General features: G+C 64.7%; 30 protein-coding genes, 1 other RNA gene and 1 riboswitch. Of the genes, 15 read left to right on the top strand and 16 right to left on the bottom strand.

Annotation, left to right across the window (positions count from 1 at the left end):
• The first annotated feature begins 91 nt into the window (after positions 1 to 91).
• The 13 genes from ARTH_RS13575 to ssrA all read left to right on the top strand — a co-directional run bounded on the left by ARTH_RS13575 (position 92) and on the right by ssrA (position 10424).
• On the top strand, positions 92 to 1315 hold the full coding sequence (locus tag ARTH_RS13575; RefSeq protein WP_011692514.1) for a CpaF family protein: 1224 nt from the start codon (positions 92 to 94) through the stop codon (positions 1313 to 1315).
• A complete protein-coding gene (locus ARTH_RS13570) occupies positions 1315 to 2169 on the top strand; it encodes a type II secretion system F family protein (RefSeq protein WP_011692513.1) in 855 nt (284 codons plus the stop codon). Before ARTH_RS13575 ends, ARTH_RS13570 begins: the two co-directional genes overlap by 1 nt.
• Entirely contained in the window at positions 2166 to 3107 is a 942-nt protein-coding gene (locus ARTH_RS13565; protein ID WP_011692512.1) for a type II secretion system F family protein, read from the top strand. Before ARTH_RS13570 ends, ARTH_RS13565 begins: the two co-directional genes overlap by 4 nt.
• 62 nt (positions 3108 to 3169) lie before the next feature.
• A complete protein-coding gene (locus tag ARTH_RS13560) occupies positions 3170 to 3421 on the top strand; it encodes a hypothetical protein (RefSeq protein WP_043429891.1) in 252 nt (83 codons plus the stop codon).
• An 84-nt stretch (positions 3422 to 3505) separates the two neighbouring features.
• Positions 3506 to 3895, top strand: a complete 390-nt coding sequence (locus tag ARTH_RS13555; RefSeq protein ID WP_043429889.1) for a TadE/TadG family type IV pilus assembly protein — start codon at positions 3506 to 3508, stop codon at positions 3893 to 3895.
• Positions 3876 to 4382: a hypothetical protein gene (locus ARTH_RS13550; protein WP_011692509.1), complete on the top strand. Its 507-nt coding sequence runs from the start codon at positions 3876 to 3878 to the stop codon at positions 4380 to 4382. Before ARTH_RS13555 ends, ARTH_RS13550 begins: the two co-directional genes overlap by 20 nt.
• A gap of 44 nt (positions 4383 to 4426) precedes the next feature.
• Positions 4427 to 4840, top strand: coding sequence for a pilus assembly protein TadG-related protein (locus ARTH_RS13545; protein WP_011692508.1), 414 nt, complete (start codon positions 4427 to 4429; stop codon positions 4838 to 4840).
• A 43-nt stretch (positions 4841 to 4883) separates the two neighbouring features.
• Entirely contained in the window at positions 4884 to 5999 is a 1116-nt protein-coding gene (gene prfB / locus ARTH_RS13540; RefSeq protein WP_011692507.1) for a peptide chain release factor 2, read from the top strand.
• Positions 6000 to 6187: 188 nt separating this feature from the next.
• A complete protein-coding gene (ftsE, locus tag ARTH_RS13535) occupies positions 6188 to 6985 on the top strand; it encodes a cell division ATP-binding protein FtsE (protein ID WP_043429887.1) in 798 nt (265 codons plus the stop codon).
• Positions 6982 to 7896: a permease-like cell division protein FtsX gene (gene ftsX, locus ARTH_RS13530; RefSeq protein WP_011692505.1), complete on the top strand. Its 915-nt coding sequence runs from the start codon at positions 6982 to 6984 to the stop codon at positions 7894 to 7896. Before ftsE ends, ftsX begins: the two co-directional genes overlap by 4 nt.
• 27 nt (positions 7897 to 7923) lie before the next feature.
• On the top strand, positions 7924 to 9312 hold the full coding sequence (locus tag ARTH_RS13525) for a peptidoglycan DD-metalloendopeptidase family protein (RefSeq protein ID WP_043429885.1): 1389 nt from the start codon (positions 7924 to 7926) through the stop codon (positions 9310 to 9312).
• A gap of 138 nt (positions 9313 to 9450) precedes the next feature.
• Positions 9451 to 9921: an SsrA-binding protein SmpB gene (smpB, locus tag ARTH_RS13520; RefSeq protein ID WP_011692503.1), complete on the top strand. Its 471-nt coding sequence runs from the start codon at positions 9451 to 9453 to the stop codon at positions 9919 to 9921.
• Between the two features lie 134 nt (positions 9922 to 10055).
• Positions 10056 to 10424: a transfer-messenger RNA gene (gene ssrA, locus ARTH_RS23330) on the top strand.
• 114 nt (positions 10425 to 10538) lie between these two features.
• Here ssrA and ARTH_RS24415 read toward each other — a convergent pair.
• The 11 genes from ARTH_RS24415 to ARTH_RS13470 form a co-directional block, all read right to left on the bottom strand.
• On the bottom strand, positions 10539 to 10673 hold the full coding sequence (locus tag ARTH_RS24415; RefSeq protein ID WP_011693993.1) for a hypothetical protein: 135 nt from the start codon (positions 10671 to 10673) through the stop codon (positions 10539 to 10541).
• A gap of 80 nt (positions 10674 to 10753) precedes the next feature.
• On the bottom strand, positions 10754 to 11125 hold the full coding sequence (locus tag ARTH_RS13515) for a hypothetical protein (protein ID WP_011692502.1): 372 nt from the start codon (positions 11123 to 11125) through the stop codon (positions 10754 to 10756).
• 82 nt (positions 11126 to 11207) lie between these two features.
• Positions 11208 to 11576, bottom strand: coding sequence for a fluoride efflux transporter FluC (locus ARTH_RS13510; protein ID WP_011692501.1), 369 nt, complete (start codon positions 11574 to 11576; stop codon positions 11208 to 11210).
• Positions 11573 to 11992, bottom strand: coding sequence for a fluoride efflux transporter FluC (locus tag ARTH_RS13505; protein WP_011692500.1), 420 nt, complete (start codon positions 11990 to 11992; stop codon positions 11573 to 11575). The genes ARTH_RS13510 and ARTH_RS13505 overlap by 4 nt, the downstream gene beginning before the upstream one ends.
• A gap of 15 nt (positions 11993 to 12007) precedes the next feature.
• Positions 12008 to 12721 (bottom strand): metal-dependent transcriptional regulator, encoded by a 714-nt coding sequence (locus ARTH_RS13500; protein ID WP_011692499.1) that lies wholly within the window; start codon positions 12719 to 12721, stop codon positions 12008 to 12010.
• A 31-nt stretch (positions 12722 to 12752) separates the two neighbouring features.
• Positions 12753 to 13526: a class I SAM-dependent methyltransferase gene (locus ARTH_RS13495; RefSeq protein ID WP_011692498.1), complete on the bottom strand. Its 774-nt coding sequence runs from the start codon at positions 13524 to 13526 to the stop codon at positions 12753 to 12755.
• Positions 13527 to 13589: 63 nt separating this feature from the next.
• A complete protein-coding gene (locus tag ARTH_RS13490; RefSeq protein WP_011692497.1) occupies positions 13590 to 15002 on the bottom strand; it encodes an aminotransferase class V-fold PLP-dependent enzyme in 1413 nt (470 codons plus the stop codon).
• Between the two features lie 35 nt (positions 15003 to 15037).
• A riboswitch (SAM riboswitch) is annotated at positions 15038 to 15151 on the bottom strand.
• Between the two features lie 230 nt (positions 15152 to 15381).
• A complete protein-coding gene (gene hisN, locus ARTH_RS13485; RefSeq protein ID WP_011692496.1) occupies positions 15382 to 16194 on the bottom strand; it encodes a histidinol-phosphatase in 813 nt (270 codons plus the stop codon).
• Positions 16195 to 16234: 40 nt separating this feature from the next.
• Positions 16235 to 17350 carry a ribosome small subunit-dependent GTPase A gene (gene rsgA / locus ARTH_RS13480; RefSeq protein WP_011692495.1) on the bottom strand — a complete coding sequence of 372 codons (1116 nt, stop codon included), beginning with the start codon at positions 17348 to 17350 and terminating at the stop codon, positions 16235 to 16237.
• Complete coding sequence (gene aroA, locus ARTH_RS13475; RefSeq protein ID WP_011692494.1) at positions 17340 to 18722, bottom strand: 3-phosphoshikimate 1-carboxyvinyltransferase; 1383 nt, start codon at positions 18720 to 18722, stop codon at positions 17340 to 17342. The genes rsgA and aroA overlap by 11 nt, the downstream gene beginning before the upstream one ends.
• Before the next feature lie 6 nt (positions 18723 to 18728).
• Entirely contained in the window at positions 18729 to 19277 is a 549-nt protein-coding gene (locus ARTH_RS13470) for a DoxX family protein (RefSeq protein ID WP_011692493.1), read from the bottom strand.
• Between the two features lie 375 nt (positions 19278 to 19652).
• Between ARTH_RS13470 and ARTH_RS13465 the strand changes: the two genes are divergently transcribed.
• A complete protein-coding gene (locus tag ARTH_RS13465) occupies positions 19653 to 20435 on the top strand; it encodes a sigma-70 family RNA polymerase sigma factor (RefSeq protein ID WP_011692492.1) in 783 nt (260 codons plus the stop codon).
• Entirely contained in the window at positions 20432 to 20692 is a 261-nt protein-coding gene (gene rsrA, locus ARTH_RS13460; protein ID WP_011692491.1) for a mycothiol system anti-sigma-R factor, read from the top strand. The genes ARTH_RS13465 and rsrA overlap by 4 nt, the downstream gene beginning before the upstream one ends.
• A 127-nt stretch (positions 20693 to 20819) precedes the next feature.
• Here rsrA and ARTH_RS24550 read toward each other — a convergent pair whose 3' ends face one another.
• The 5 genes from ARTH_RS24550 to ARTH_RS13440 form a co-directional block, all read right to left on the bottom strand.
• Positions 20820 to 20894 (bottom strand): 50S ribosomal protein bL37, encoded by a 75-nt coding sequence (locus ARTH_RS24550; protein ID WP_369299106.1) that lies wholly within the window; start codon positions 20892 to 20894, stop codon positions 20820 to 20822.
• Positions 20895 to 20976: 82 nt separating this feature from the next.
• Positions 20977 to 21600, bottom strand: coding sequence for a PadR family transcriptional regulator (locus ARTH_RS13455; RefSeq protein ID WP_011692490.1), 624 nt, complete (start codon positions 21598 to 21600; stop codon positions 20977 to 20979).
• Entirely contained in the window at positions 21601 to 22428 is an 828-nt protein-coding gene (locus ARTH_RS13450; RefSeq protein ID WP_011692489.1) for a DUF4097 family beta strand repeat-containing protein, read from the bottom strand. It lies immediately after the preceding gene.
• A gap of 79 nt (positions 22429 to 22507) precedes the next feature.
• On the bottom strand, positions 22508 to 23797 hold the full coding sequence (locus tag ARTH_RS13445; protein WP_011692488.1) for a serine hydrolase domain-containing protein: 1290 nt from the start codon (positions 23795 to 23797) through the stop codon (positions 22508 to 22510).
• A 97-nt stretch (positions 23798 to 23894) separates the two neighbouring features.
• On the bottom strand, positions 23895 to 24494 hold the full coding sequence (locus ARTH_RS13440; protein ID WP_011692487.1) for a GDSL-type esterase/lipase family protein: 600 nt from the start codon (positions 24492 to 24494) through the stop codon (positions 23895 to 23897).
• Positions 24495 to 24498 lie beyond the last annotated feature (4 nt).

Raw genomic sequence — 24498 nt, 5'->3', positions numbered from 1 at the left:
TTCCTGTGACTTGGCCGACATGTGTATGCTCCTTTAGCTTTAACGCAGTTGTACTGCCTCAGCCGGGGGCGGCAGTCGTTTGGGGGAACGCATGGATGCTGTTCGAATCGTGGAGGACGAGGTTCGCGAGCTGATCCGGCGGCGCGGTCTGGACCCTTTGCGGCAGGCCGGCGAGGTCAGGCGCCTGGTCGAGGCAGCCGTCAGCGACTATGACGAACGCGCATTGATGGGGCCGCTTCCGCCGATCGGCCCGCTGGAGTCCGCCCGTCGGCATGTCTACGACGCCGTGGCCGGTTTCGGTGCGTTGCAGCCTCTGTTGGATGACCCTACCATCGAAGAAATTTGGCTCAACGCACCCAACGAAATCTACGTGGCACGCAACGGCGAATCCGAACTCACCTCGCTTAGTCTCTCGGACCAGCAGGTGCGGGACCTGGTGGAACGCATGCTGAAAAGCTCGGGGCGCCGGCTTGATATGTCTTCGCCGTTTGTGGATGCGGCCCTCCCGGACGGATCCCGGCTGCACGTCGTCATTCCTGATGTGACGCGGCGACACTGGGCGGTCAACATCCGCAAGTTCGTGGTCAAGGCGAGCCGGCTCGAACATCTCGTGGAGCTGGGCACCCTGACTCCGCAGGCGGCCCGGTTCCTTGGCGCTGCAGTGGCCAGCGGACTCAATATCCTGGTCTCCGGGGCGACGCAGGCCGGGAAGACCACCATGCTGAACTGCCTGGCTGCCAGCATCGGTGCCCGGGAGCGCGTCATTACGGTCGAGGAGATCTTCGAACTGCAGTTTCCGTTGCGCGATGTCGTCGGATTGCAGTGCAGGCAGCCCAATCTGGAGGGGGAAGGCGAGATTCCGCTGCGAAGGCTCGTCAAGGAAGCCCTCAGGATGCGGCCGGACCGCCTGGTGGTGGGAGAGGTCCGTGAGGCGGAAAGCCTGGACATGCTGATCGCGCTTAATTCGGGGCTTCCCGGCATGTGCACAGTCCACGCCAACTCGGCACATGACGCCGTCACCAAGCTGTGCACCCTTCCGCTCCTGGCCGGCGACAACATCTCAAGTGCTTTTGTGGTGCCGACCGTCGCTTCGTGCATTGACCTGGTGGTCCACTGCAGCCGACAGGGGGACGGCCGGCGCCAGGTGACGGAAATTCTGTCACTCGGACGGCGCGTGGAAAACGGCATCATCGAATCGTCCATGGTCTTTGCGATGACCGACGGCCAGCTGCAACCCAAAGCAAACTCCATGCCTGCCGTCGAGAAGTTTGCCGGTGCAGGATTTGACGTTGCAGCCCTGCTGGAGGTCCGCTAATGGCGCCGATGCTGGGGGTGGTTTTGGGCGCGGGTTTGTTCCTCATCTGGTGGTCGGCCTGGGAACAGCCCCAGGCCGCTAAGCGGCGTCCGCAGTCCAGCCGGTTGCAGGACCTGCTGCGCGCTGCCGGGATTGAGAACGTGTCCGGGCTCGGCCTGGTATCCACTTGCGTAGGCGTGGCGGCGTTCGTCAGCATCGTTTTCTTCGCGGTGACCAGGTCCTGGCCCATCTCCGCCTGCTTCGGCCTGTTTGGAGGATGGCTCCCAATGGCCGTCGTCAGATGGCGGGCCCGCAAACGCACGGCCACCCTGCGTCAGTTGTGGCCTGACGTCGTTGACCATCTTCGGTCCGCGATCAGGGCAGGGCTGTCCCTGCCGGAGGCGCTGATCCAACTGGGTGAGAAGGGGCCCGAGGAGCTGCGGCACGTATTTCGGGATTTTGGGGCCGACTACCGCGCCGGCGGCCAGTTCGATCCAGCCCTCAACAGGCTCAAGGAACGGCTTGCAGACCCCGTCGCCGACCGGATTGTGGAAGCCCTCAGGCTCACGAGGGAGGTGGGCGGCTCCGACCTGGGCCGCCTGTTGGGAACCCTGGGCGAGTTCCTGCGGGAAAGCGCGCGGACCAGAAGCGAGCTGGAGGCCCGGCAGTCCTGGACGGTGAATGCAGCACGGCTTGCAGTAGCTGCACCCTGGATCGTCATGGTGCTGTTAGCCACCCGGCCCGAAGCGGTCGCCGCCTACAACACCGCGACCGGGGCGGCAGTGCTTCTCGGCGGACTGGTGGTTTCCACCATCTGCTACTCCGTTATGTTGCGGATCGGTGCGCTGCCTGAGGACCAACGGGTCCTGAGATGACGTCGCCCGCCGCTGTTGCCGTGATCTGCGGACTCCTGCTCGGAGCCGGCCTCTGGCTCCTGATTGCGAGGTTGCCGTTCATGAGGCCAATGAGCTTTGCCGAACGTATCGAACCGCAACTGAAGTCGCAAAACCTGGAATCCAAGCTGCTGTTGGCCTCCACAGACAACCTCACCCCCTTCGGGCCTCTGGAGCTCATACTGCGCCCAATGCTGAAGGAGGGGCTCTCGGTCCTGGCGCGATTCAACCTGGGCTCGTCGGCGCTGAGCCGCAGGCTGGCCCAGGCCGGCGTCCGAAAGTCTGTCGTCGACTTCAGGGCCGAGCAACTGCTCTGGGCAGTGCTGGGGTTCGTGCTCGCCACCGGTCTGATCCTGGTAGGAGCCGCATCAGGACAGTTCAATCCTTTCTTCGCCGTTGTCGCCGTTCTGGGCAGTGCCCTCGGAGGGTTCCTTTTCCGGGATTACTGCCTGGGCTCCCAGATCAAGAGGCGGGAAAAGCTCATGATGGCAGAGTTCCCGAGCCTCGCGGAGTTGATGGCACTCGCCGTCAGCGCAGGGGAAAGTGCCACGGGAGCGCTGGACCGCGTCTGCCGCAGCTCACACGGCGAACTCGCCAGGGAATTTGAGCTGGTGCTTGGCGAAACCCGGGCCGGAAAGCCGCTCGTCGAAGCGCTGCAGCGATTCTCCGCACGGACCGACCTGGGACCCTTGGTGCGGTTCGTCGATGGGATCATCGTGGCAGTTGAACGGGGGACACCTCTGGCGGACGTCCTTCGCGCCCAGGCGCAGGATGTCCGTGACACCGCCAAACGCGACCTGATGGAATCGGCCGGAAAGAAAGAAATCGCCATGATGGTGCCGCTGGTGTTTGGTGTCCTGCCGTTGACCGTCATTTTTGCAGTGTTTCCCGGACTCGCCGCCATCAGCCTGGGACTATGACCGAGTCCAGACCACCCGGACTGCCGGGAAAATACCAGCCAGAACTACAGAATGGAAGCTCGATGAAACACCTCGGAATCCGCGCCCTGGTTGTGATCCACACCATCGCACTGTTGGTCCGGTCAACGGCCGTGTTCATCGGCAGTGGCGGCGGGAAGCTGCACCGGAGCACGGACCATCCGGAAAGAGGGGATGTGCCGGGCTGGGTGATGATCACGCTTATGTCGGCAGTGCTGGTGGCTGCGCTGCTGGCCCTGGCCGGACCAGCCCTGGAGGGGCTGTTCAATCAGGCCATGGACAAGGTCGGAAATTAGCACATGAGCGCAGGGCTCCGGGCGGCGGACGATGCGCTTTGCCGGGCAGGGGAGCCTGCGCCTTGCCGGGCGGCGGAAAAGCCGATGGGGCGCGGTGACCCATCCGTGAGGGAACGGGGCTCCGCCGTTGTGGATTTCGTCCTGGTCGGCGGGCTCCTCACGATGTTCTTCCTGGCGGTGATCCAGCTGACGCTCGTGCTGCACGTACGCAACACCCTGATCGACGCTGCGGCGTCGGGCGCGAGGTACGGCACACTCGCCGACCGGAATGCGGCAGATGCCAAGGACCGCACGGGCGAACTAATCGGAATCGCGCTCAACGCAGACTTCGCCCAGGAGGTGAGCACCTCCGAAGTTACGTACCAGGGCGTCCGGGCCCTCGAAGTGACAGTCAGGGCCCCTCTGCCCGTGATCGGCCTGATCGGTCCCCGGGAGGCACTGGAGGTCAAAGGCCATGCTGCCATCCAGCCGTAAGGCTCACGCCTTCCTGACACGCCGATTCCGCGAGGCCTCATGCACGGACGAGGCCTCATGCACGAATGCTACTCCCGGGGAGCGGGGGAGTGCCGTCGTCGAATTCACGTTCCTCGCCCTTCTCCTGATGGTCCCGCTCGTGTACTTCATCATTACCGTGGGGCAGATCCAGGGCGGTGCCTTCGCCGTGGTCGGTGCGGCCGACCAGGCCGCAAAGGTTTACGTGGCACAGCCCGATGCAGAAAGCGGCCGCGCGGCAGCGGAACAGGCAGTCATGCTCGCGCTCGCGGACTACGGGCATCCGGCGGACAATGCGCGCATGGAAACGAGTTGCCAGCCCTCGGACTGCCTCGCCCCGGGGTCTGCCGTCACGGTTACTGTCCACCTGACAGTCCCCTTGCCCTTTGTACCCTTCAGCGACTCGTTTCAGCTCAACGCAAGCCGGCTGGACGCCTCGGCCACCCAAGTTGTGGGGCGATTCCGGTGAGAAATCAGTACCGGGACGGTGATCAGGGCGGCGAGGACGGACAGATGATGGTCCTGATCATCGGCTACATTCTCCTGGCGCTTCTGGTCACCTCCGCAGTGCTGGCGGCGTCCTCCCTGTACCTGGAACACAAGAAGCTGTTGTCCGCGGCGGACGGGGCGTCCGTAGCCGCGGCGGACAGCTACACACTGGGCCAGGTCGAGACGGACGGCGGCGGCCCGTCCGCGGTGCTTAGCGGCGGGCGGGTGCGCAGCATTGCCGCGGACTATCTGAGCAGGAACGGCACCTACGGCAGGTTCGACGGTCTTGCCGTCGCACCCGAGACCGGGAGTCCGGACGGTTCCACCGCCGTCGTTGTACTCAGTGCCGAGGTGCATCCTCCGATCGTGAACTTCCTTATCCCGGACGGAATCAGGATCGAGGCGACATCCACAGCACGCTCCAGGCTCGTCCGGTAGCGGTGCGGGGCGGCTTGGAAGGATGGCGTAGGCTTTAACAACCATGGCTCAAATAGATTTTTCCGCAGAAATCCGCGCATTGCGCGCCACCTACTCCTCCATCGAAAACGTCTCGAATGTTGAGGAGCTGAAGGAAGACATCGCCGAACTGAGCGAGCGGGCAGGGGAGCCCAACCTCTGGGACGACCCGGCAGCCGCGCAGAAGATTACCTCCAGGCTCTCCCACCGGCAGAGCGAACTCGAACGCCTCAACACGCTGGTCTCCCGGATTGACGACCTCGAAGTCCTGGTGGAACTCGGACAGGACGAGGACGACGCCGATTCCATGGGCGAAGCCGCAGCGGAGCTGGAGTCCATCCGTAAATCGCTGAAGGACCTTGAAGTGGTGACGCTGCTATCCGGTGAGTTTGACGAACGTGAAGCGGTGGTGACCATCCGTGCCGGCGCCGGCGGAGTGGATGCCGCGGACTTCGCCGAGATGCTGCTCCGGATGTACCTGCGCTGGGCGGAACGCCACGGCTACCCGACCACCATCATGGACACCTCCTATGCCGAAGAAGCGGGACTCAAGTCCGCCACCTTCGAGGTCAACGCCCCCTACGCCTACGGCACGCTGAGTGTCGAAGCCGGTACTCACCGTCTTGTCCGGATCAGTCCCTTCGACAACCAGGGGCGCCGCCAGACGTCGTTCGCGGCCGTGGAAGTCATTCCGCTGATCGAGCAGACGGACTCCATCGACATCCCGGACAACGAAATCCGCGTGGATGTTTTCCGGTCCTCCGGCCCCGGCGGCCAGTCGGTTAACACCACTGACTCCGCGGTGCGCCTGACCCACATTCCCACCGGGACAGTCGTGTCGATGCAGAACGAAAAATCCCAGCTCCAGAACCGGGCCGCTGCCCTGCGCGTACTCCAGTCCAGGCTCCTTCTTCTCAAGAAGGAGCAGGAAGACGCGGAAAAGAAGGCCTTCGCCGGTGACGTCAAGGCATCGTGGGGCGACCAGATGCGCTCCTACGTGCTGAACCCGTACCAGATGGTCAAGGACCTCCGGACCGAGCACGAAGTCGGCAACACCTCGGCCGTGTTTGACGGTGAAATCGATGACTTCATTGATGCCGGCATCCGCTGGCGCACAGACAACCGGAACGCCGCCAACTAGGGCTGCCACCCCGCCAGGACGTCCATTCGGTGGCTGAAATCCTGCGACACGCCCCGGGACTCCAGCTTTTCTGCAGGTGTCCGTGCGTATAGTCGAGGAGCCGGAGCTCTACTTCCCCCAAAAGAAAGCCCGTGCGCCGGCTGCAGTACGGGGCTCCATCAGCCATGTCCTGCAGGGTTCTTAGGGCAATGATCCGTTTCGAGAATGTCACCAAGGTCTATGACCAGAAAGCCCGGCCTGCGCTGGACTCTGTCAACCTTGAAATCGACCGTGGTGAGTTTGCGTTCCTCGTGGGCGCCTCCGGTTCCGGTAAATCAACTTTCCTTCGCCTGGTACTCAAGGAAGACCGGGCCACATCCGGCGCCGTCTACGTTGCCGGCCAGAACGTTGCGAACATTTCAAGCTGGCGTGTGCCGCGGCTGCGCCGGGGCATCGGCGTCGTGTTTCAGGACTTCCGGCTGCTGCCGCAGAAGAATGTCTTCGCGAACGTTGCGTTCGCCATGCAGGTCATCGGCAAGAGCCGCAGCATCATCCGGGATACGGTCCCGGAAGTCCTCAAGACCGTAGGCCTTGAAGGCAAGGAACACCGTATGCCGCATGAACTTTCCGGCGGTGAGCAGCAGCGTGTGGCGATCGCCCGCGCCGTGGTGAACCGGCCAGGGATCCTCCTGGCGGACGAGCCCACCGGAAACCTTGACCCCACGACGTCGATGGGCATCATGGGCGTCCTGGACAAGATCAACCAGAATGGCACCACGGTTGTCATGGCCACTCACGACGATGACATCGTCAATGAAATGCGCAAGCGTGTGGTGGAACTCCGGAACGGTGTTGTCATCCGTGACGAAGCACGGGCCCTGTACACCTCTATGATTCCGGTGGTCGGGCAGTCGCGGCGTTTCAAGGACGCCAGCGGGCGTCCGGATGGCTCCGCTGCGGACACCGGCGACGGATCCGCCTCCTCCCAGGCGGGGGAGGCACTGTGAGGCTGGCTTTCATCCTCAGCGAGATCGGCAGCGGCCTGAGGCGCAACCTGTCCATGGTGGTGTCGGTCATCCTGGTGACCTTCGTGTCGCTGACATTCGTCGGTGCAGCCGGGATGCTGCAGCTTCAGATCAACCAGATGAAGGGCTACTGGTACGACAAAGTCCAGGTGGCCATCTTCCTCTGCGGCGACGGCTCGACCGCGGCCGGCTGTGCCACCGGGACGGCGACACCGGAGCAGCAGGAAAACCTCCGCACGCTGCTTGAATCGCCCGCCGTGGCGCAATACATCAATGACTTCCAGTTCGAGTCCAAAGACGATGCCTACAGGCACTTCAAGGAGCAGTTCTCCAACTCACCGATCGTCGACTCGGTGACGCCGGACCAGCTGCCCGCCTCTTTCCGCATCAATATGAAGGATCCGGAAAAGTACCAGATCATCAGTGAGACGTTCTCCTCACAGCCCGGCGTCGAGACCGTGATTGACCAGCGCCAGGTCCTGGAACGGCTCTTCTCGGTGATGAACGCGGCGTCCCTGGTAGCAGTCATCATTGCCGGCGTCATGATTGTCTGCGCCATCTTGCTCATTGCCACCACCATCCGCCTCTCTGCGTTCAGCCGGCGTCGGGAGACCGGGATCATGCGATTGGTCGGGGCTTCCAAGACGGTCATTCAGTTGCCGTTCATTCTTGAGGGTGTCATTGCCGCCGTGATCGGTGCGGCGCTGGCCTCGGGCACGCTCTGGGCCGTGGCCCATTTCTTCCTTGGCGAGTACATGTCAAAGCAGTACCCCGACACGGCATTCATTTCTCCGGCGCAGACTCTCATCCTCGCGCCGGCGCTGATCGGGCTGGGCGCAACTTTGGCTGGAATTTCGTCTCTCTTGACCTTACGTAGATATTTGCGGGTCTAGGCTGTGCATACCAACGAAGGAATGACCATGACAGAACTGGACCGCAAGGCCCGCCGGCACCGGACCGCGGGGAAGGGCAGCCGCATTGTCAGCGCCGCCCTGGCACTGATCCTTGCCGCGAGCCTGGGCGCCTCCACCCCTGTGGCCTTCGCGGACGAGCTGGAAGACAAACAGGCTGCACTTGAAGCTGAGGCGGCCCGCGTACAGCAGTCCCTTGAGTTTGTGGACGCCAAGATTGCCAAGGCCGCCGGGGACCTGGTGATCTACCAAGGCCAGCTACCTGCCGCGCAGCAGGCATTGCTCGAGGCGCAGGGCCGGGTTGCGAGTGCAGTGAAGGAAGTCGAAGCACTCGCGGCACGTGTGGATCTGGCGCAGCAGAACAAAGCCAAGATTACGCAGCAGCTTGAAACCGACAAACAGAAGATCGCTGACACCAAGAAGCTCATCGGCCAAATCGCCACCCAGGCCTACAAGTCCGGCGGCGTCCCCTCGAACCTCACGCTCTTCTTTGGATCCAAAAGCGGCGGCAGCCTGACGGACACCATGGACCTCGCAGACCAGGCCATGCGAAGCCAGAACTCCGCGATGGACAAGCTCTCCCAGCAGAATGCAACCAACGTCAATTCGCAGGCGCGCCTTCAGGCGGTTGAGGCGGAGATCAAGGATCTTAAAGCTAAGGCAGATGCCGCGCTGGCCAAGGAGAAGGCGGCCCGGGACGAAGCCGCCGCCAAGAAGGAACAGGTGGACAAGCTGATCGCTGACACCACCCGTATCAACAACGAGCTCCAGGCTGCCAAGCCGGGCATCCAGAACCAGCTCTCCAAGGTCCAGGCCGCCCAGGACGCCGTGGCCGCTGAAATCGTCGAACGTGACCGGAAACTGCGTGAAGCGTGGGAAGCCGAACAGCGCCGTATCGCTGAAGCAGCCGCGGCCGCGGCAAGGGCCGCCGGTCAGGCAGCCCAGCCCTACGTCCCCCAGGTCGGGCCGCCCTCGGCTTTCGGGCTGCGGCACCCGTTCTCGGCCGACGTCCCGATCACCTCGGGGTTCGGGTGGCGCGCCACCCCGCCCGGCACCGTCGACTTCTACGGCTCCGGCGGATACATGCACACGGGCATCGACTTCGGTGCCAGTTGCGGGACCCCCGTCTACGCCCCGGCGGCCGGAACTATTGTTTCAGCCGGATGGAGCAACGACGGCGGCGGCAATAACGTCAAGATTTCGCATGGCGTGGTCCAGGGGAACTCGTTGACCACCATCTATTACCACAACAGCAGCGTGGTGGTTTCTGTGGGCCAGCAGGTCAGCCAGGGACAGCTCATTGCGTACTCCGGAACAACCGGCAACTCCACCGGCTGCCATTCGCACTTCGAGACGTGGCTCAATGGCCAGGCCGTCGACCCCATGGTCCTGCTCTGACAGGCCGGCTCTAACGGGCCGGCGTGGTCGGGCGCTGGCCGGTACCGACGGCAGGACCGGGCCTGCCGTAGAATTGAATAGCCCCAGGCCGCCACGGCCGGGGGCAACCATCCAGACTAAGAGCTGAGGAGTTCCACCGTGCCGAAAGAAAGTGGCCGTAAGGTAGTGGCCACCAACCGGAAGGCCCGGCATGACTACCATGTCCTCGACACCTACGAGGCCGGCATCGCCCTGATGGGGACGGAAGTGAAGTCCCTGCGAGAGGGCCATGCCTCCATGGTCGACGGGTTCTGTACGTTCTACAACGACGAACTGTGGATGGAGGGAATCCATATCCCCGAGTACAACCAGGGGAGTTGGACGAACCATTCCGCCCGCCGGCGGCGCAAGCTGCTCCTGCACCGTGAGGAACTGACCAAGATCTCCCACAAGATCCGTGAATCCGGCTTCACCATCGTTCCGCTCCAGCTGTATTTCCTGGACGGCAAGGCGAAAGTGGAGATCGGCGTCGCCCGCGGTAAGAAGGAATACGACAAGCGGCAGACCCTACGCGAGCAGCAGGACAAGCGCGAAGCGCTGCGCGTCATGCGCGAAAGGAACCGCGGCTGAACCTGCCGCGGGCCGCCTGCGGGCCGCCGGGAATGAATCCGGACCGCAGTGCGTTATGATTGGTGTCCGGGAAGGAACGGCGCGGAATCCGCAAGGATTCGGCAACGAGCCTCACCGGTTTGGTAACAAAATACGGGGATGATCGGTTTCGACGATGTTAGTCGCGACAGGTGAAGCGGGCCGAGGATGCAGAATTATCTCGTAAACGCTGTCTGCAAAACAATAAGTGCCAAACAAACGCGCACTGACTTCGCTCTCGCTGCCTAAGCAGTAAGACAGTCCGTCAGCCCGGGATTGCTATCGTCCCGGTTCCTGGCGTCATTAAGATAGCCACTGCTGTTTACCTTCGTCATTGGGGTGAACGGGACTCTTAGATGACTGGGCCCGGATCAGCTACTTGTTTGCAGGATAGCTGGGGCCGAGAAAATCCGACGCAAACTGCGCCCGGAGAAGCCCTGACAACACGACATCGGACGGGGGTTCAATTCCCCCCATCTCCACCATCGGGACGGCGGCAACGCAGTTCCACCCCGTGCAAAAGGCCGGAAGCGAAAGCTTCCGGCCTTTTGTTTTTGCACCGTTACTGCATTCTCCAGCGGCCGTCCGTGGCCTCGGGGTCAGCGCTTCTTGATGTGCGCCACGGGGTCCACGTGGGTGTCCAGATCATGCTTGGACTTCTTGTCGGCCCTCTTTTGCTTGATGGTCTTGTCCGATTTCTTGGTGACCTGCCGGTGCGGCGATTTGTCAGGCATGTCGCCCCTCCCTTACCTCGGGGCCTTGAATAAGCCCCGTGCTTGTAAGGTACGCCTGTTTTGCCACGAATGTAACTGGCCTACGAAACGGGCACTTCAACGTCAACTATGCCGACAAACCGGCTGCCGATTCCCTCGTACTCACTGCGCACAAGCCCCGGAAGCACCGGCGGAAGGTCGGCCGCTGCGTGATGGACGCAGCAGACGTACGTGAACGGCGGCCACCACTTCTTCGGCCGGGCAGCCTCCGAGAAACCGCACACGGCACAGGTCAGCTGGACCCAGACAGGCCGCTTGCCGGTCCGGTTGGCCTTTGATTGGATGAGCCAGGCCGGAGGGTTGTCCAACAGTTCGGTCAGTTCGGCGTCCGACAGCCGGGCGGGAATACCGTGACGGTGCGCCATTTCCAGGGGAATGTCGAGGATCTGAGCTGCTTCACGTCGCGTAACCATCGTTTAACGATACGGGACGCCGGGCCGCCTCAGATTCACGACGGCGGGGGTGCGGCATCCACCCACAGTCAGCCATGCGCCCTCAGCCGGTGAGGGCGATTCCCACGGCTGCGGCGGAGAGCCCGGCCACGAGATTGACGGCAACGTTGAGGGCCGCAGCCTGGTACCGCACCTCACTGACGAGCCGGATGGTGGCGGTGGTCCAGGAACTGAACGTGGTGAGCCCGCCGGCCAGTCCGGTGGCGATGGCCGCATGCCATTCTTCGCCGAGCCCAAGCCGGCCGGTAACACCGACGGACAGGCCGATGACCAGTGAACCGGTGACATTGACCACCAGCGTTGCCCAGGGCCAGTGCCGGCGGGTCCCCGCCCGATGCGCGAACCAGGTGTCGATGGCAAACCTGAGCAGGCCCCCCGCAACGCCGAAGATGCCCACCAGAAGCGCCGTCATGAGGCTCCTGCCGTCCGGTCGCTCAGGGCCTTGCCGGCTTTCCAGCCTGCAGCGGCCGCGGCAAGCCCCAGCACCAGGGAGAGTGCGAGGTAGATCAGCCAGGTTACGTGCTGTCCGGCACGTGCCTGCTGGTCAATGGAAAAGACCACGGCCGAGAAGGTCGTGAAGGATCCCAGCAGCCCCGGACCGATCCCCGCCCTGAGCCAGAAGGCTGTCCGGGGGCGGGCAATCCACAACGTGGTGAGGGCGGCCAGGACGAAGCTTCCGCACACGTTGATTGCCAACGTGGTCCAGGGGATCGCGCCGGCAGCGTCCGGAAAGAGGACGCCCAGGCCATAGCGGAGTTCTGTGCCTGCCAGCGCCCCGACAGCCACCGCCGCCCACGCCCGCCAGCCCGGGATACTGGCAGCACTCATTCAGGCGGCGCCCCTTCAGACATCCGCCAGCCGGCATCCGGCGTGGCGGGATTCGCTGTACACCCACAGCGCTGACGACACCTCGTCGGCGAGATCGAACTCGCGGTCTGCGCCTGCGGAGCCGATCCTGACTACGAGGGCTCCGCCAAACGGTTTCCGGCCCAGCACTTCGATGTCGGCGTCCAGGTCGATTTCCTGCGCGGATAGATAGCGCAGGAGCTCGGGATTGTCGTCGCTGATCCGGGTAATGCGGCCTGTATGACCCTCGTCGAGTTCGCTCATCCGGTGCGCGTGCGGCATGTGGACCGTACCGTCGGCCGCCGGGATTGGATCACCGTGCGGGTCTCGTAGTGGATTGCCCAGCTTTCCGGCCATCCGTTCGATGAACGTGTCAGACACCGCGTGCTCCAGGAGCTCGGCCTCGTCATGGACCTCGTCCCAGCTGTAGCCGAGCTCCTGCACGAGGTAGGTCTCAATGAGGCGGTGGCGACGCACCATGGAGAGCGCGAGCCGGACGCCGTCGGCCGTGAGCGTAATGGCACTGTAGGGCTTGTGGTCAACGAGGCCCTGGTCCTTGAGTTTGCGGACCATTTCCGAGACCGAGGAGTTGGCGACGCCGAGCCGCAGGGCCAACTGCGAGGATGTGATGGGTTTGTCCTGCCACTCCGTGAAGGAGTAGATGACCTTGACGTAGTCCTCGATCGAGGAGGAGGGTGCGCCGGTCTTCACGAGTCCAAGCCTACCGCTTTGGCTACGGGACTCATGCCTTGAACGCCCGCCAGGTCTGGGTCAGGTAGGGGAGTCCGATTACGTCCGCGGCGGAGTGTGCCAGGTGCTCGTGCAGGTACCAGTCCAGGTTGGCGCGGACTTTGGCCCGGATGCTTTCTCCGGCGGCGAGGTAGTAGCTGCGGGACTTTGTCAGTTCGACGATGTCCTCAGTGGTCACGGGGTCTTCCCAGCGCGTCAGGTGGCTCTCAAGTCCGGCGAACTCCGGCCCGACCGCGGGGCGGAAGTCCGGCTTGTGCACATCGCCGGCATGCATGATCCGGGAAAGCCGGTGGACCCACGGGACCGACGTATCCAGCTGGTTCCAGATCAGCCCCAGCACGCCTCCCGGACGGAGAATGCGGGACAGTTCGGTGCTGGCCAGGCGGGGATCGCACCAGTGCCATGCCTGGGCAACGGTGACGACGTCGAACGCGGAGTCCGGGAGTCCGGTGGCCTCCGCGGTGCCCTCGGTCGCAGGAACCCCCGGAAGGGCCAGCCGGAGTTGGGCGAGCATGTCCGGTGACGGATCCACTGCGGTGACAGCCAGGCCGCGCTGCACCAGTAAAGCGGTGTACTTTCCCGTCCCGGCGCCGATGTCAGCGGCGCTGGACGCGCCGGCTACCGTGCCGACGCTTCGGAGCAGCCAGTCCGCGGAATCGGCGGGATAGCCGGGACGGACCCGGTCATAGTGTTCGCCGCCGTCCTGGAAACTCCGGCCGAGCTCGTAGCGGCGCTGGTGGTGCAGTTTGGGGCCTCCCCGTGCCACGTGCAGTCTCCTTCGGGCAGGCTGGAATTCTTACCCCTCGAATTTACCGCACACGCCGCACCCTCAGTCTTCGGTGCAGGGCGCTGCGCCGGCGGTGCCTGGAGTGTTGGGTGCCCAGTCCGGGTAGCTGCGGGTGTCGTTGGCAGGCACCCAGCGGCCCGAGTCCACGACATAGTCCCAGCCGAGGCCGGTCCGGCGAAGTTCCTCGATCCCGGCGAGCAGGCGCTGGGCATCCTCCAAGCGGGAGCCGACGCCGAAGCTTGCCCGCAATGAGCCTGACGGCAGTCCCAGCCGCTTCAGCAGCGGGTGGGCGCAGAAGCGGCCGTCCCGGAGGCCCACGCCATGTTCGGCGGACAGGTAGGCCGCGACGAGGCCGGCGTCGTAGCCGGCGACGGAGAAGTTGACCACCCCGATGGTGTCATCCGTGTCGCTGAAGATCTGGTGGACAGCGACGCCGTCGATCTTCCGCAGTCCCTCAACGAGGAAGGACCGGATGGCCGTCTCATGGGCGTGCCACAGTTCCTGGTCCAGGGCGCCGATAACCTGGGTGGCCCGGGCCAGGGTGGCGGCCCCGAGGACGTTCGGTGAGCCGCCTTCATGACGTGCCGGCCCGGTGGTCCAGCTAACGGAGTCCAGCCGCGCCTCACGTACGGCTCCGCCGCCTGCGAGGTGGGGCGTCCCGGCGTCGAGCCAGTCCGGCCGGCCCACGAGGACTCCGCTGCCAAACGGCGCGTACAGCTTGTGGCCTGAGAAGGCGAGGTAGTCGACGTCGTCCGCGGCGATGTCGATGCGGCGGTGCGGGGCCAGCTGCGCCGCGTCCACAACGATCCTTGCGCCGTGTTCGTGAGCCAGTGCGGCCAGCTCGCGGATGGGGAGGATTTCGCCGGTGACGTTGGAGGCGCCCGTAACGGCCAGCAGGCTGATGTCACCGTGCCGGAGCTCGGAACGCAGGTTCTCCAGGGTGGCCCTGAGCGTCGGGGCGGCCACAACACTCCGGTGCGGGACGCCCTGCCAGGGGAGCAGGTTGGCGTGGTGTTCGATGTCGAGGTACAGCACTTCGCCGATGTGGCGGCCGTCGGCCACCGGCAGGCATCCGGCCAGCAGGTTCAGTGAGTCCGTGGTGTTCCGGGTGAAGATGACGGAATCGTCCGCCCTGCCGCCCACGAACCCGCGGACGATGTCCCGGGCATTTTCGTACACCGACGTGCTGATCTGCGAGGCATAGCCCGCGCCGCGGTGCACGCTGGCGTAGTACGGCAGGATCTCGTTGAGGTAGGCCGAGACAACGGACAGCGCCGGGGCCGATGCGCCGTAGTCCAGGTTCGCGTAGCGGACGTGGCCGCCCTGGATCAGCGGAGCCTGGATCTCCGCGCCGGTAACGGCGGAGAGGGGGCGCTGGGCGACGGTGAACCGCGGGTCCAGAAGGCCTGCAGTGGACGTGGTTGCGGTGTTTGCGGGGAAAGTGGCAGTAGTCATGGGGACCTCACTGTAAAGGGACCCCGCACTCCGGGGATCCGCGCTTGCCGGGTCCGTTCCGGACCGGCCTGGTCGTCACCCGGGGCACCCCACCGCGAATGGAGGGTTGCCGGCCAGCAAACCGGGGTTTAGCGCTGGCACTCGTGACCTGTTTCGAGATTAGGACATTCACCGCGCCGCGGGAAAGTCAGGGCGATTGTTAAGCTCTTTGTTACGCGCGGCGGAAGAAGGGGGCCGGCGCCGAATATAACGACGGCGGACACCCCCTAAGGAGGGCATCCGCCGTTGTTTATTCGGCACGCTCTTGAATGTGCCTGCCGGGGTGCGCCCGCGACGGAACCTCTTGGCTCCGGGCCCGACGCCGGGGGCGGGGCGCGCGTTAGAGGAGGTCGTCCAGTTCCGGGTTCAGCCGCTTGAGGACCTCTGAATGAAGGATTGAATTGGTGGCCAGGGCGTTGCCGCCGAAGGGGCCGTCCACTCCCTCAAGTGAGGTGAAGCGTCCGCCGGCTTCGGTGACGATCGGCACCAGCGCCGCCATGTCATACAGGTTCAGCTCCGGCTCGCAGGCGATGTCCACCGATCCCTCGGCCACCATGCAGTAGGACCAGAAGTCACCGTAGGCGCGGGTCCGCCAGACCTCTTCAGTGAGCCCCAGGAATTCGTCCAGGTTGCCGCGTTCCTTCCAGCCGCCCAGGCTCGAATAGGAGAGGGACGCGTCAGACAGCCTGGAGACGTTCGAAACCTTCAGCCTGGTGGCAGCCGCAAGCGACCGTCCCATGTAGGCACCCGCCCCCTTCGCGGCCCACCAGCGCTTGCCCAGGGCGGGCGCGCTGACCAGGCCCACCACCGGCTCGCCCTCATCCACGAGGGCGATCAGGGTAGCCCACACCGGCACGCCGCGGACGAAGTTCTTGGTGCCGTCGATCGGGTCGATGATCCAGCGGCGGGAACCATGCCCGGAACTGCCGAACTCTTCACCGAGGACGGCATCTCGCGGACGGGAACGGGAGAGCTGGCCGCGGATGGATTCTTCAGCGGCCTTGTCAGCATCCGTTACCGGCGTCAGATCCGGTTTGGTTTCAATCTGAAGGTCCAGCGCCTTGAAGCGGCTCATGGTCTGGGAGTCAACAGAGTCGGCCAGGACATGGGCGAGGCGCAGGTCATCGTTGTAGCTCGAAGCGGGTTGGGTCATGGTTCCAAACTACCGTCTCTGTGGCCGGCCGGCCGGGATGTCACGAAACGATGCCGAGTTCCTTGGCATCCTGTGCTTCCATCCGGGGGTCTGTGCCGAGCAACCGACGCAGGGACGCCAGGCGCGCTGCACCGGACGGGCCCGCGTGTCCTTGGGCCACCCAGGCGTCCACACCGCAGTTGACGGCGGAGGCATCGTGCTTGCAGCCGCGTTCGCAGGCATCCGTGCCGGGTTCCAGATCGGGGAACGAGCGCAGGATCCGGTCGGGATCCACGTGGGCAAGGCCGAAGGAGCGGATGCCGGGCGTATCAATGATCCAGCTTCCGGCGGGCGCGTCACTGATCCGCAGGGCAAGCGCCGACGACGACGTGTGCCGCCCCCGGCCGGTGACGGCGTTGACGCCTCCCGTGGCCCGCTCAGCACCCGTCAGGGCATTGACCATGGTGGACTTCCCTACGCCGGAATGCCCGAGCATCACGGTGACCTTGCCGTTGAGGTGCGCCCGCAGCTGCGAGACAGCGTCGCTGTCCAGGCGTGCCGAGAGTCCGTCATCGGAGCGTGCATCGATTCCGGAGGCCGCGGCGTCGGCTGTCCGGCTGATGATCACGGGGAAATCAAGGTGCCGGTAGTTGGACAGGAGCTCCGTGGGATCCTTGACGTCCGCCTTGGTGACCAGCAGCAACGGCTCAATCCCGGCGTCGTATGCCGCCACCAGGGCGCGGTCAATAAAGCCGGTGCGCGGTTCCGGATTGGCGGCGGCAACCACCACCACAAGCTGGTCAGCGTTCGCCACCACTGCCCGCTCGATGGGGTCCGTGTCATCGGCGCTGCGCCGCAGCAGCGTGCGGCGGTCCTGGATCTTCACGAGCCGCGCAAGCGTGTCCGGTGCCCCCGAAACATCTCCCACCAGGGACACGAAGTCCCCCGCGACCACGGGCGAACGGCGCAGTTCACGGGCGCGCGCGGCAATCACCGTGCGCTCGTTCCCGCTGTCCTCGCCCACCACCGCCGTATAGCGCCCGCGGTCCACCGTGATGATCCGGCCGGTCACGGCGTCGTCATGGCTGGGCCGGTCCTTGGTCCGGGGACGCGAGCCTTTCTTGTTGGGGCGGATCCGGATATCGGACTCGTCCCAGGAACCGGTGCTACGCCCCACGGGCCTGTTCCGTCTGCCGGCCCGGCTGTTGTGTCAGCATGGATTCCCAAAGTTGCGGAAAGTCCGGCATGGTCTTGGACGTAGTGCCGATGTCTTCCACTTCCACGCCGGGAACGGCGAGGCCCAGGATGGCCCCTGCGGTGGCCATGCGGTGGTCCGCGTAGCTGTGCACGACGCCGCCATGGAGCTTCGCGGGCCGGATCACCAGGCCGTCGGAAGTTTCCTCGGCATCGCCGCCGAGGCGGTTGATCTCCGTGACGAGTGCGGCTAGCCTGTCCGTTTCGTGGCCGCGGAGGTGCGCGATGCCGGTCAGCCGCGACGGACCCGTGGCCAGTGCGCACAGCGCGGCCACTGTCGGTGCAAGTTCGCTGGTGTCGGCAAAGTCCGCCCCCGTGATTTCGGGGCCGCCCGTGACGGTGAGTGTGCCGTTGTCCAGCGTGACCGTGGCGCCCATCGCGGTCAGGATGCTGCGCCAAAGGTCGCCGACCTGCGTGGTGGGGGAGGGCCAGTTGGGAATGCGGACCGTGCCGCGGGTCGCCAGCGCGGCGGCGAGGAACGGCCCGGCATTCGACAGGTCCTGCTCGATGCGGCGATCGAAGGCCCGGATGCGGCCCGGCGCTACAACCCAGTGATTCGGGACGGAATCGTCGACGGACACGCCGACTTCCCTCAGCACGGCGACGGTCATGTTGATGTGGTCCAGGCTGGGGACCGGCTTGCCCACGTGCTCAAGGTGCAGGCCCTCGGTGAAACGCGCGCCCACCAGGAGCAGCGCCGACACGAACTGCGAAGAGGCGCTTGCGTCGATCACCAGATGGCCGCCCCGTACGTGGCCACTGCCCGCCACTGTGAAGGGAAGAGCCGACGGCGGGGTCCCGTCCGCAGCGCGGACGTCGACGCCGAGGGCGGCCAGTGCCTCGATGATGGTGCCCATCGGCCGCTTGCGGGCGTGCGGATCGCCGTCGAAGACTGTCGCCCCGTTGCGGAGCGCAGCCACCGGCGGAACAAAGCGCATGACTGTTCCGGCGAGTCCGCAGTCGATGGCGGCATCGGTCGCCGCGGCGTCGGCACGGAGGGGGGTGACCTCAAGGTCGGGCCCGAACGCGCCGTCGCTATGAACTTCCCTGATACCGGCTCCCAGTTGCCGGAGGGCCTCGATCATGAGGGCCGAGTCGCGCGAATGCAGGGGTGCCCGCAGACGGGACGGCCCATCGGCCAGGGCCGCAAGAACCAGATACCTGTTGGTGAGGGACTTGGAGCCCGGGACGGTGACCGTGGCGTCGACGGGCGCTTCGGCGAACGGTGCCGGCCAGTGCGGCACGTCGGCAACGGGTCCTGAAGTAGCTGACTCGGTGGGGGCGGTGCCTGTCATTCGTGCCTATGCTTTCACTGCGTGGTCCACGGCCTTGCGGACCGCCTTGTCGGCTTTCTTGAGCTTCTTGGTGGTGGTCTTCCGTGCGTCAGCGGCCAGGTGGCTGGCACCCTTGCGGGCATCGGCAGCCAGGTGCTCGGCCCGCCAGGCAAGGCTCGGCTTGCCCGCGGTGTCCACGGATGCAAGCAGCACCCCGCCCGTGAGGGTGACATTCTTCAGCAGCTGGGTGCGTCGCGCATCCCGGCCTTCCTTGGTGGTGATGTCCGCGCTGCGCCACTCGACAAAGGCGTTCAGTGCGGAAATGACCGCAAGGACGGACGCGGCGAGCCGTGCCGACTTGCCAAGGGCGAAAAGCACTCCTGCACCCACCTGGGTGCCGCCGATGACGCGGGCCAGGACCTTTTCGTTCGTGGCGAAGGGAAGGGACTCCGCTGCCCGGCGGAGCAGGGGGGACAGCTGCGTCGCAGTGTCATCCGCGTTCTTGAGCTTGTCCAGGCCGGCGAGAACGAAACTGGAGGCCAGCATGGGGCGGGCGAGAATACGGACAAACGACATGAATTTCCTCCTGGGTGGACGAGCCGCTGGACTTCTGCGGGGGAACCGGTTCTAGTCTTGCACTTTTGCGGAATATTTGCCCGCCGGCCGTGGTTGTGAAAAGCAGGTCCCAGTGGGTGGGGAAGGTACTTGTCCGCGGCCTCGGGCGCTGGCGAACGCCGCACGCTTCGGCCTGGTGCGCCGGCACGCCCCCAACGCGGACGCCGACACAGCTACACAGGGCCGGTTACAAGGACACAGAGCGGAGATGGAGCTTTGACATTGGTTAGGGACGGCGTGGAACTCCTTGCGCCACCGGAGTTCTCCGGACGCGGAGATGAGGCCGGCGGACGCCCGCCGGGAGCTTCGCGACGCGTCACAGTAGACTTGAAGGCAATGAGCACCATTGATCCGGCCGTTGCGGCCATATATGAGGCTGCCGGAAACGACGCCAAGACCATCAGCGAGCGTCCGGCGGACGCCGGGGACAGCAAGGACGGCGGGGTACGCCCCGACGCCGGGCTGGAAGCCGCGGAGCCGGAGGCTGAGGTGGACGTTGTCTCCGAGACCTCTGAGCAGCGCAGGCTGCGGTTTGAACGCGACGCCATGCAGTACGTCGACCAGCTGTATTCAGCTGCCATGAGGATGGCGCGGAATCCTGCCGACGCTGAGGATCTGGTGCAGGAGGCGTACACAAAGGCTTTCTCCGCGTTCCATCAGTACAAGCCCGGAACCAACCTCAAGGCGTGGCTTTACCGGATCCTCACCAACACGTACATCAATCTCTACCGCAAGAGGCAGCGCGAGCCCCTGCAGTCGAATTCGGACACCATTGAAGACTGGCAGCTGGCCCGGGCGGAATCGCACACTTCCTCAGGGCTCCGCTCCGCCGAAGCGGAGGCACTGGACCACCTTCCCGATTCCGATGTTAAGCGGGCACTGCAGGCAATTCCGGAAGAGTTCCGCCTGGCGGTGTACTTCGCCGACGTGGAGGGGTTCGCCTACAAGGAAATCTCAGACATCATGAACACCCCCATCGGCACTGTGATGTCCCGGCTTCACCGCGGCCGCAAAATGCTGCGCGACATGCTCGGGGACTACGCCGCAGAGCGGGGTTTCAAAGCCGCAACCGAAACCGGCGCAGCGGCCGAAAGCACAAAACAGGAGAACAGGAAATGAGCGACTGCCAGGGACTGGGCGATTGCGACGACGCCCGGATGCAACGTATTTACGAATACCTGGACGGTGCGTTGACACACAGCGACATCGCCGAGATCAAGGATCACCTGGACGGTTGCCCGGAGTGCCTTGAGGAGTACGATCTCGAATGCGTCATTCGCAAGGTGGTTAAGCGATCCTGTACGGAGGCCGCCCCGGAGAACCTGAAGAGTGCCATCCTGGACCGGATCCACGCGATCCGCCCCGTCGAGGCATAGCTTCCCCTATAGGCGTTGCCTCACGGCGGCCCGTCCTGACCCTCGGGGCATTTTCACGACGAAGGGCCCCGGAAACCATGTGGTTTCCGGGGCCCTTCGCTTTCAAGCTCATATTCCAAACCGTAGCTTAGGTGTTGGGGCGCTTCCCGTGGTTCGCGCCGCCACGCTTACGGTCACGACGTTTACGTGCACGCTTGCTCATAGCTGGCCTCCTTAATCTTGGTACTCAAAAGAGCTGCCCTCAAGTCTCCCACATCACGCGACTGGCCGCGAACCAGGCCCGGTTAGTGACTGTCGGCGTTCAGGGAGTTGCGGATGGAAATCCGGGCCTGGTCGAGGACCATCCGGATCGTTTCGAGAGTGACGCCGCTGATGGGTTCTGCGCCGGACCGTACCCGAAGCTCAACCCGGAGGTCGTCCCTGAAAGCCTGAATCAGCATTTCCGCTTCCTTCATCGTCCGGTCGCCTTCGGGGGTATGCCGGCTGCCGCGGTCTGGGAACGCTGCGGAACGCGCAGCCGACCTGGCGGCTTCTGCGGTGGCGGCAAGATCGGCCCGGAGCCCGCGCATGTTGGCCCGGATGTCCTCCCGGAGGTTGTCGGCCAGCCGGCGTACGGAATCGGAGATGTCGTTCTCGACGCCGGCGAGTTCATCCCTTCGCCGGTTGAGCTCCACCAGTCCGGCCGGGGTGATGCGGTAGTTGGTGCGGCGCCCGGCTGCCTCGGTGGCCACGAGCCCCTCTTCTTCCAGCTTGCCGAGCCGCGGATAGATGGTTCCGGCGCTGGGGGAGTAGGTCCCGCCGAAGCGCTCACTGAGGGCTTTGATGAGTTCGTAGCCGTGCTTGGGGCCGGACTCCAGAAGAGAAAGCAGATAGAGTCGAAGCGCTCCATGGGCGAAGACGGGAGGCATCTAGGCCTCCGTTTCGGCGTCCGCGGGCGACTTGCTGTGGATGATGGAGGTCTTTCCGGAGACGGAGTTGGTCCGAACGATCATGAGCTGCGCGTCAGGGCCGGCGATGGTCTGGATCTTGCCGCTGGGCTGGATGTACCTTTGGTCGTCGATGACCACGGCGCCGCTGGCGGATTTGGCCACGATGTCCACTCCGACGTCGTGGGGCAGCCGGATGGTGAGGTCGCCGGAGACGGAGTTGGCCCCGAAGTCGTGCGTGAATCCCTGGAGGTCAAAACTCATGTCTCCGCTGACTGTGTTTGCGCGGATGTTGCTGAACCGGCCGGACGCCGTCACTTCGCCGGAGACGCTCTTGGCGGTGAGGACGCCTTCGTGGTTCCGGGCGATGACTTCGCCGCTGACGGTATTGACATGGAGCTCGCCGGCGGTGTTGTCCGCCATGACGGAGCCTGAGACAGTGTTCAGCTTCGTGTGGCCGCTGATACGCGAGACCAGGCCGTCGCCGCTGACGGTGCCGGCTTCCACTTCCACTCCGGCCGGCAGTGCGATGCTGATGACCACGGAGTTGGTGCTGCTGTTGTTGACGGTGCCCATGAGGTTCTTGAACCAGCCCTGCGCCCCGTGCAGCTGGTGGCGCACCTCAAGCCTCCCGTTGGCCAGGGACACGGCCAACGGGTCCCCGTGGATGTCGGACACCTCGATCCGCGTGACCTCCTCGGCGTGGGTCATCACGTTGAACCGTCCACGGATGATTCCGAGCTTGAGCGATCTTACGCCGTCGACATCGATGGTCTGCGGACCGGTGACGGTCCAGGTTTTCTCGTCCACAGTTCCTCCAAGTTGCGATATATCGTGAATATGGTTAGACGATATATCGCGTCTTGCGCAAATGCAATAGGCGAAGGCGCTACTGGTAGACCTTTCCGATTAGGGTGCGGGCAATGGTGGTTACGGGGTCCCGGCCGTCCGGCGTCGGGGCCAGGTTGGTCCAAACGACGAGGGTGACCTTGTTCGCCGGATCGTGCCCCGCGAAGCTGTTGAAACCGGGCAGTTCGCCGGTGTGCCCGAACAGCTGGCCGAACTTCGCGATCCCCAGCCCGTAGAGTGCGCCGCCCGGGTCATCTGCCTTCACCGGCCGGGGGCTGTCCAGGCGCAGCTTCTGCAGCTCGGGCCCAAGGACCTTCCCTCCGCCCAGGGCCTCCGCCCAGGTTGCCAGGTCCGCCGCCGTGGAGATTCCGGAACCGGCAGACCAGGCCCACGAGGCGTTCATGGCTGTCTGGTCGACGGGCTTCAGGGTGCCTTCTGCTGCAGCCTTTTGCATGTCCTCGGGGAGGGCCGGGTCATCGAGGGTCAGCACGTTGTTCCCGTACATGTACCCCTGCGGATGCGGTTCGGGAATTGCGTTGGACGCCTGATCCGGAAACACGGATCCGCTGAGTCCGAGCGGGGTGAACAGCCTGTCGCGGAACGCCGATGAGAGCGGTTTGCCGTCCAGGGCTTCAGCGATCAGGCCGAGCAGCACCGTGTTGGTGTTGGAATAGTGGAAACCCTCGCCGGGAGCGAAATACGGCGGATGGCGGAAGGCTGCGGCGAGCAGTTCATCCGTGGTCCACACTTTCCCGGGATCGGTGTCGAGGACCTTGTTGACTTCAAGGTCCTCCGTGTAGTTGTAGAGTCCGCTGCGCATCGTCAGCAATTGTTCGATGGTGATGTTTGCGCCGTCCGGCACATCCGGACGGTAGGCGGCCACCGGATCGTCGAGTTTGATCTTCTTTTCCTGGACCAGTTGGAGAATGACGGTGGTGGTCCAGGTCTTCGTGATGGAGCCGATCCGGACATGGTCCGCCGGTGTTACGGGATCGTCGCCGCCCACGCTTCGTACGCCATAGGTGTATGTGGCCGTCCCGCCCGGGGTCCGCAGCAGCATCACCGCGCCAGGGACACGCAGTTCCCGGGCGGTCTCCTTGAAGGTCTGCTCCAGCGCCGCCTGGTCGAAAGGCTGCAGTGCGCCACCGGATGAAGCAGGGGGCGTAACGTCCGTGGTGCCCGACCCCGTGGCGCTGGGCGGCGTGTCCGATGGCGCGGGAGAGGAAGCGGGCGGGCCTGGAGCCGGGCCGACACTGCAACCTGCCACGGCGAGCATCAGCGCAACGGCCAGCGCTGCCGGGGAGTTTTTGGGGAATCCGGGAGCTTTCATGGACCCACACCTTTTGTCGACGGCGTTATGGGCCCCATTGGGTCACGGCCAGCGCTTGGGTGTCAAGCACTCCGCAGCATGTGCACTGTCTCCGGCGCTACTCCGGGGCGGCCATGCCGAGCCACTGGAACCAGCCGCGGTGCAGCACAAGCCACGCCATCAGCCCGTAGCCGGCCTGTCCCGGCGTTCCGCCGTTGGCGGCCAGGTCCTGGCGCCACTGTTCGTGGTTGAGCAACGGGGAGAAGGTATCCACATACAGGTGCTTGCGCCGCGTGGTGACATCCGCGAAGGCCGTATTCAGTTCCCCGAGGCGGCGGTTCTGCGAGGGGTCCAGCGACGGGGGCGGACCCACCACAAAGACCTCGATTTTGTTCTGGGAGGCGGAGTCCAGGATGTTGGCAAGGTTCAGGCGGCTGCGGGCGGTGGACAGGCCGAATTCGACGTCCCGTCCGCTCAGCCCGATCACCAGGCGGTTTTCGTGATTGTTGCCAAAGCGGCGGCCGGCCTCGTCCAGCCACCGGGCGGCCAGGCCCTCGGTGCCTTCCTGCGGGCAGGGGAGGGCGTAGCACTCAAGGGTGATTCCGTCCTGCGGGGTGCGGGCCAGCACGCGGCCCAGCCAGCCCAGCGCCCGGGGATCACCCAAGCCGGCCAACAGCTCATCCCCAACAGCCGCGATCCGCAGCTTTCTGTCTTCCACGACT

This window comes from Arthrobacter sp. FB24 (assembly GCF_000196235.1).
In the GTDB taxonomy this organism is placed as follows: Bacteria; Actinomycetota; Actinomycetes; order Actinomycetales; family Micrococcaceae; genus Arthrobacter.
Note: the sequence above shows the minus strand (reverse complement) of the source record. Positions and strands in the feature narration are given on the sequence as shown.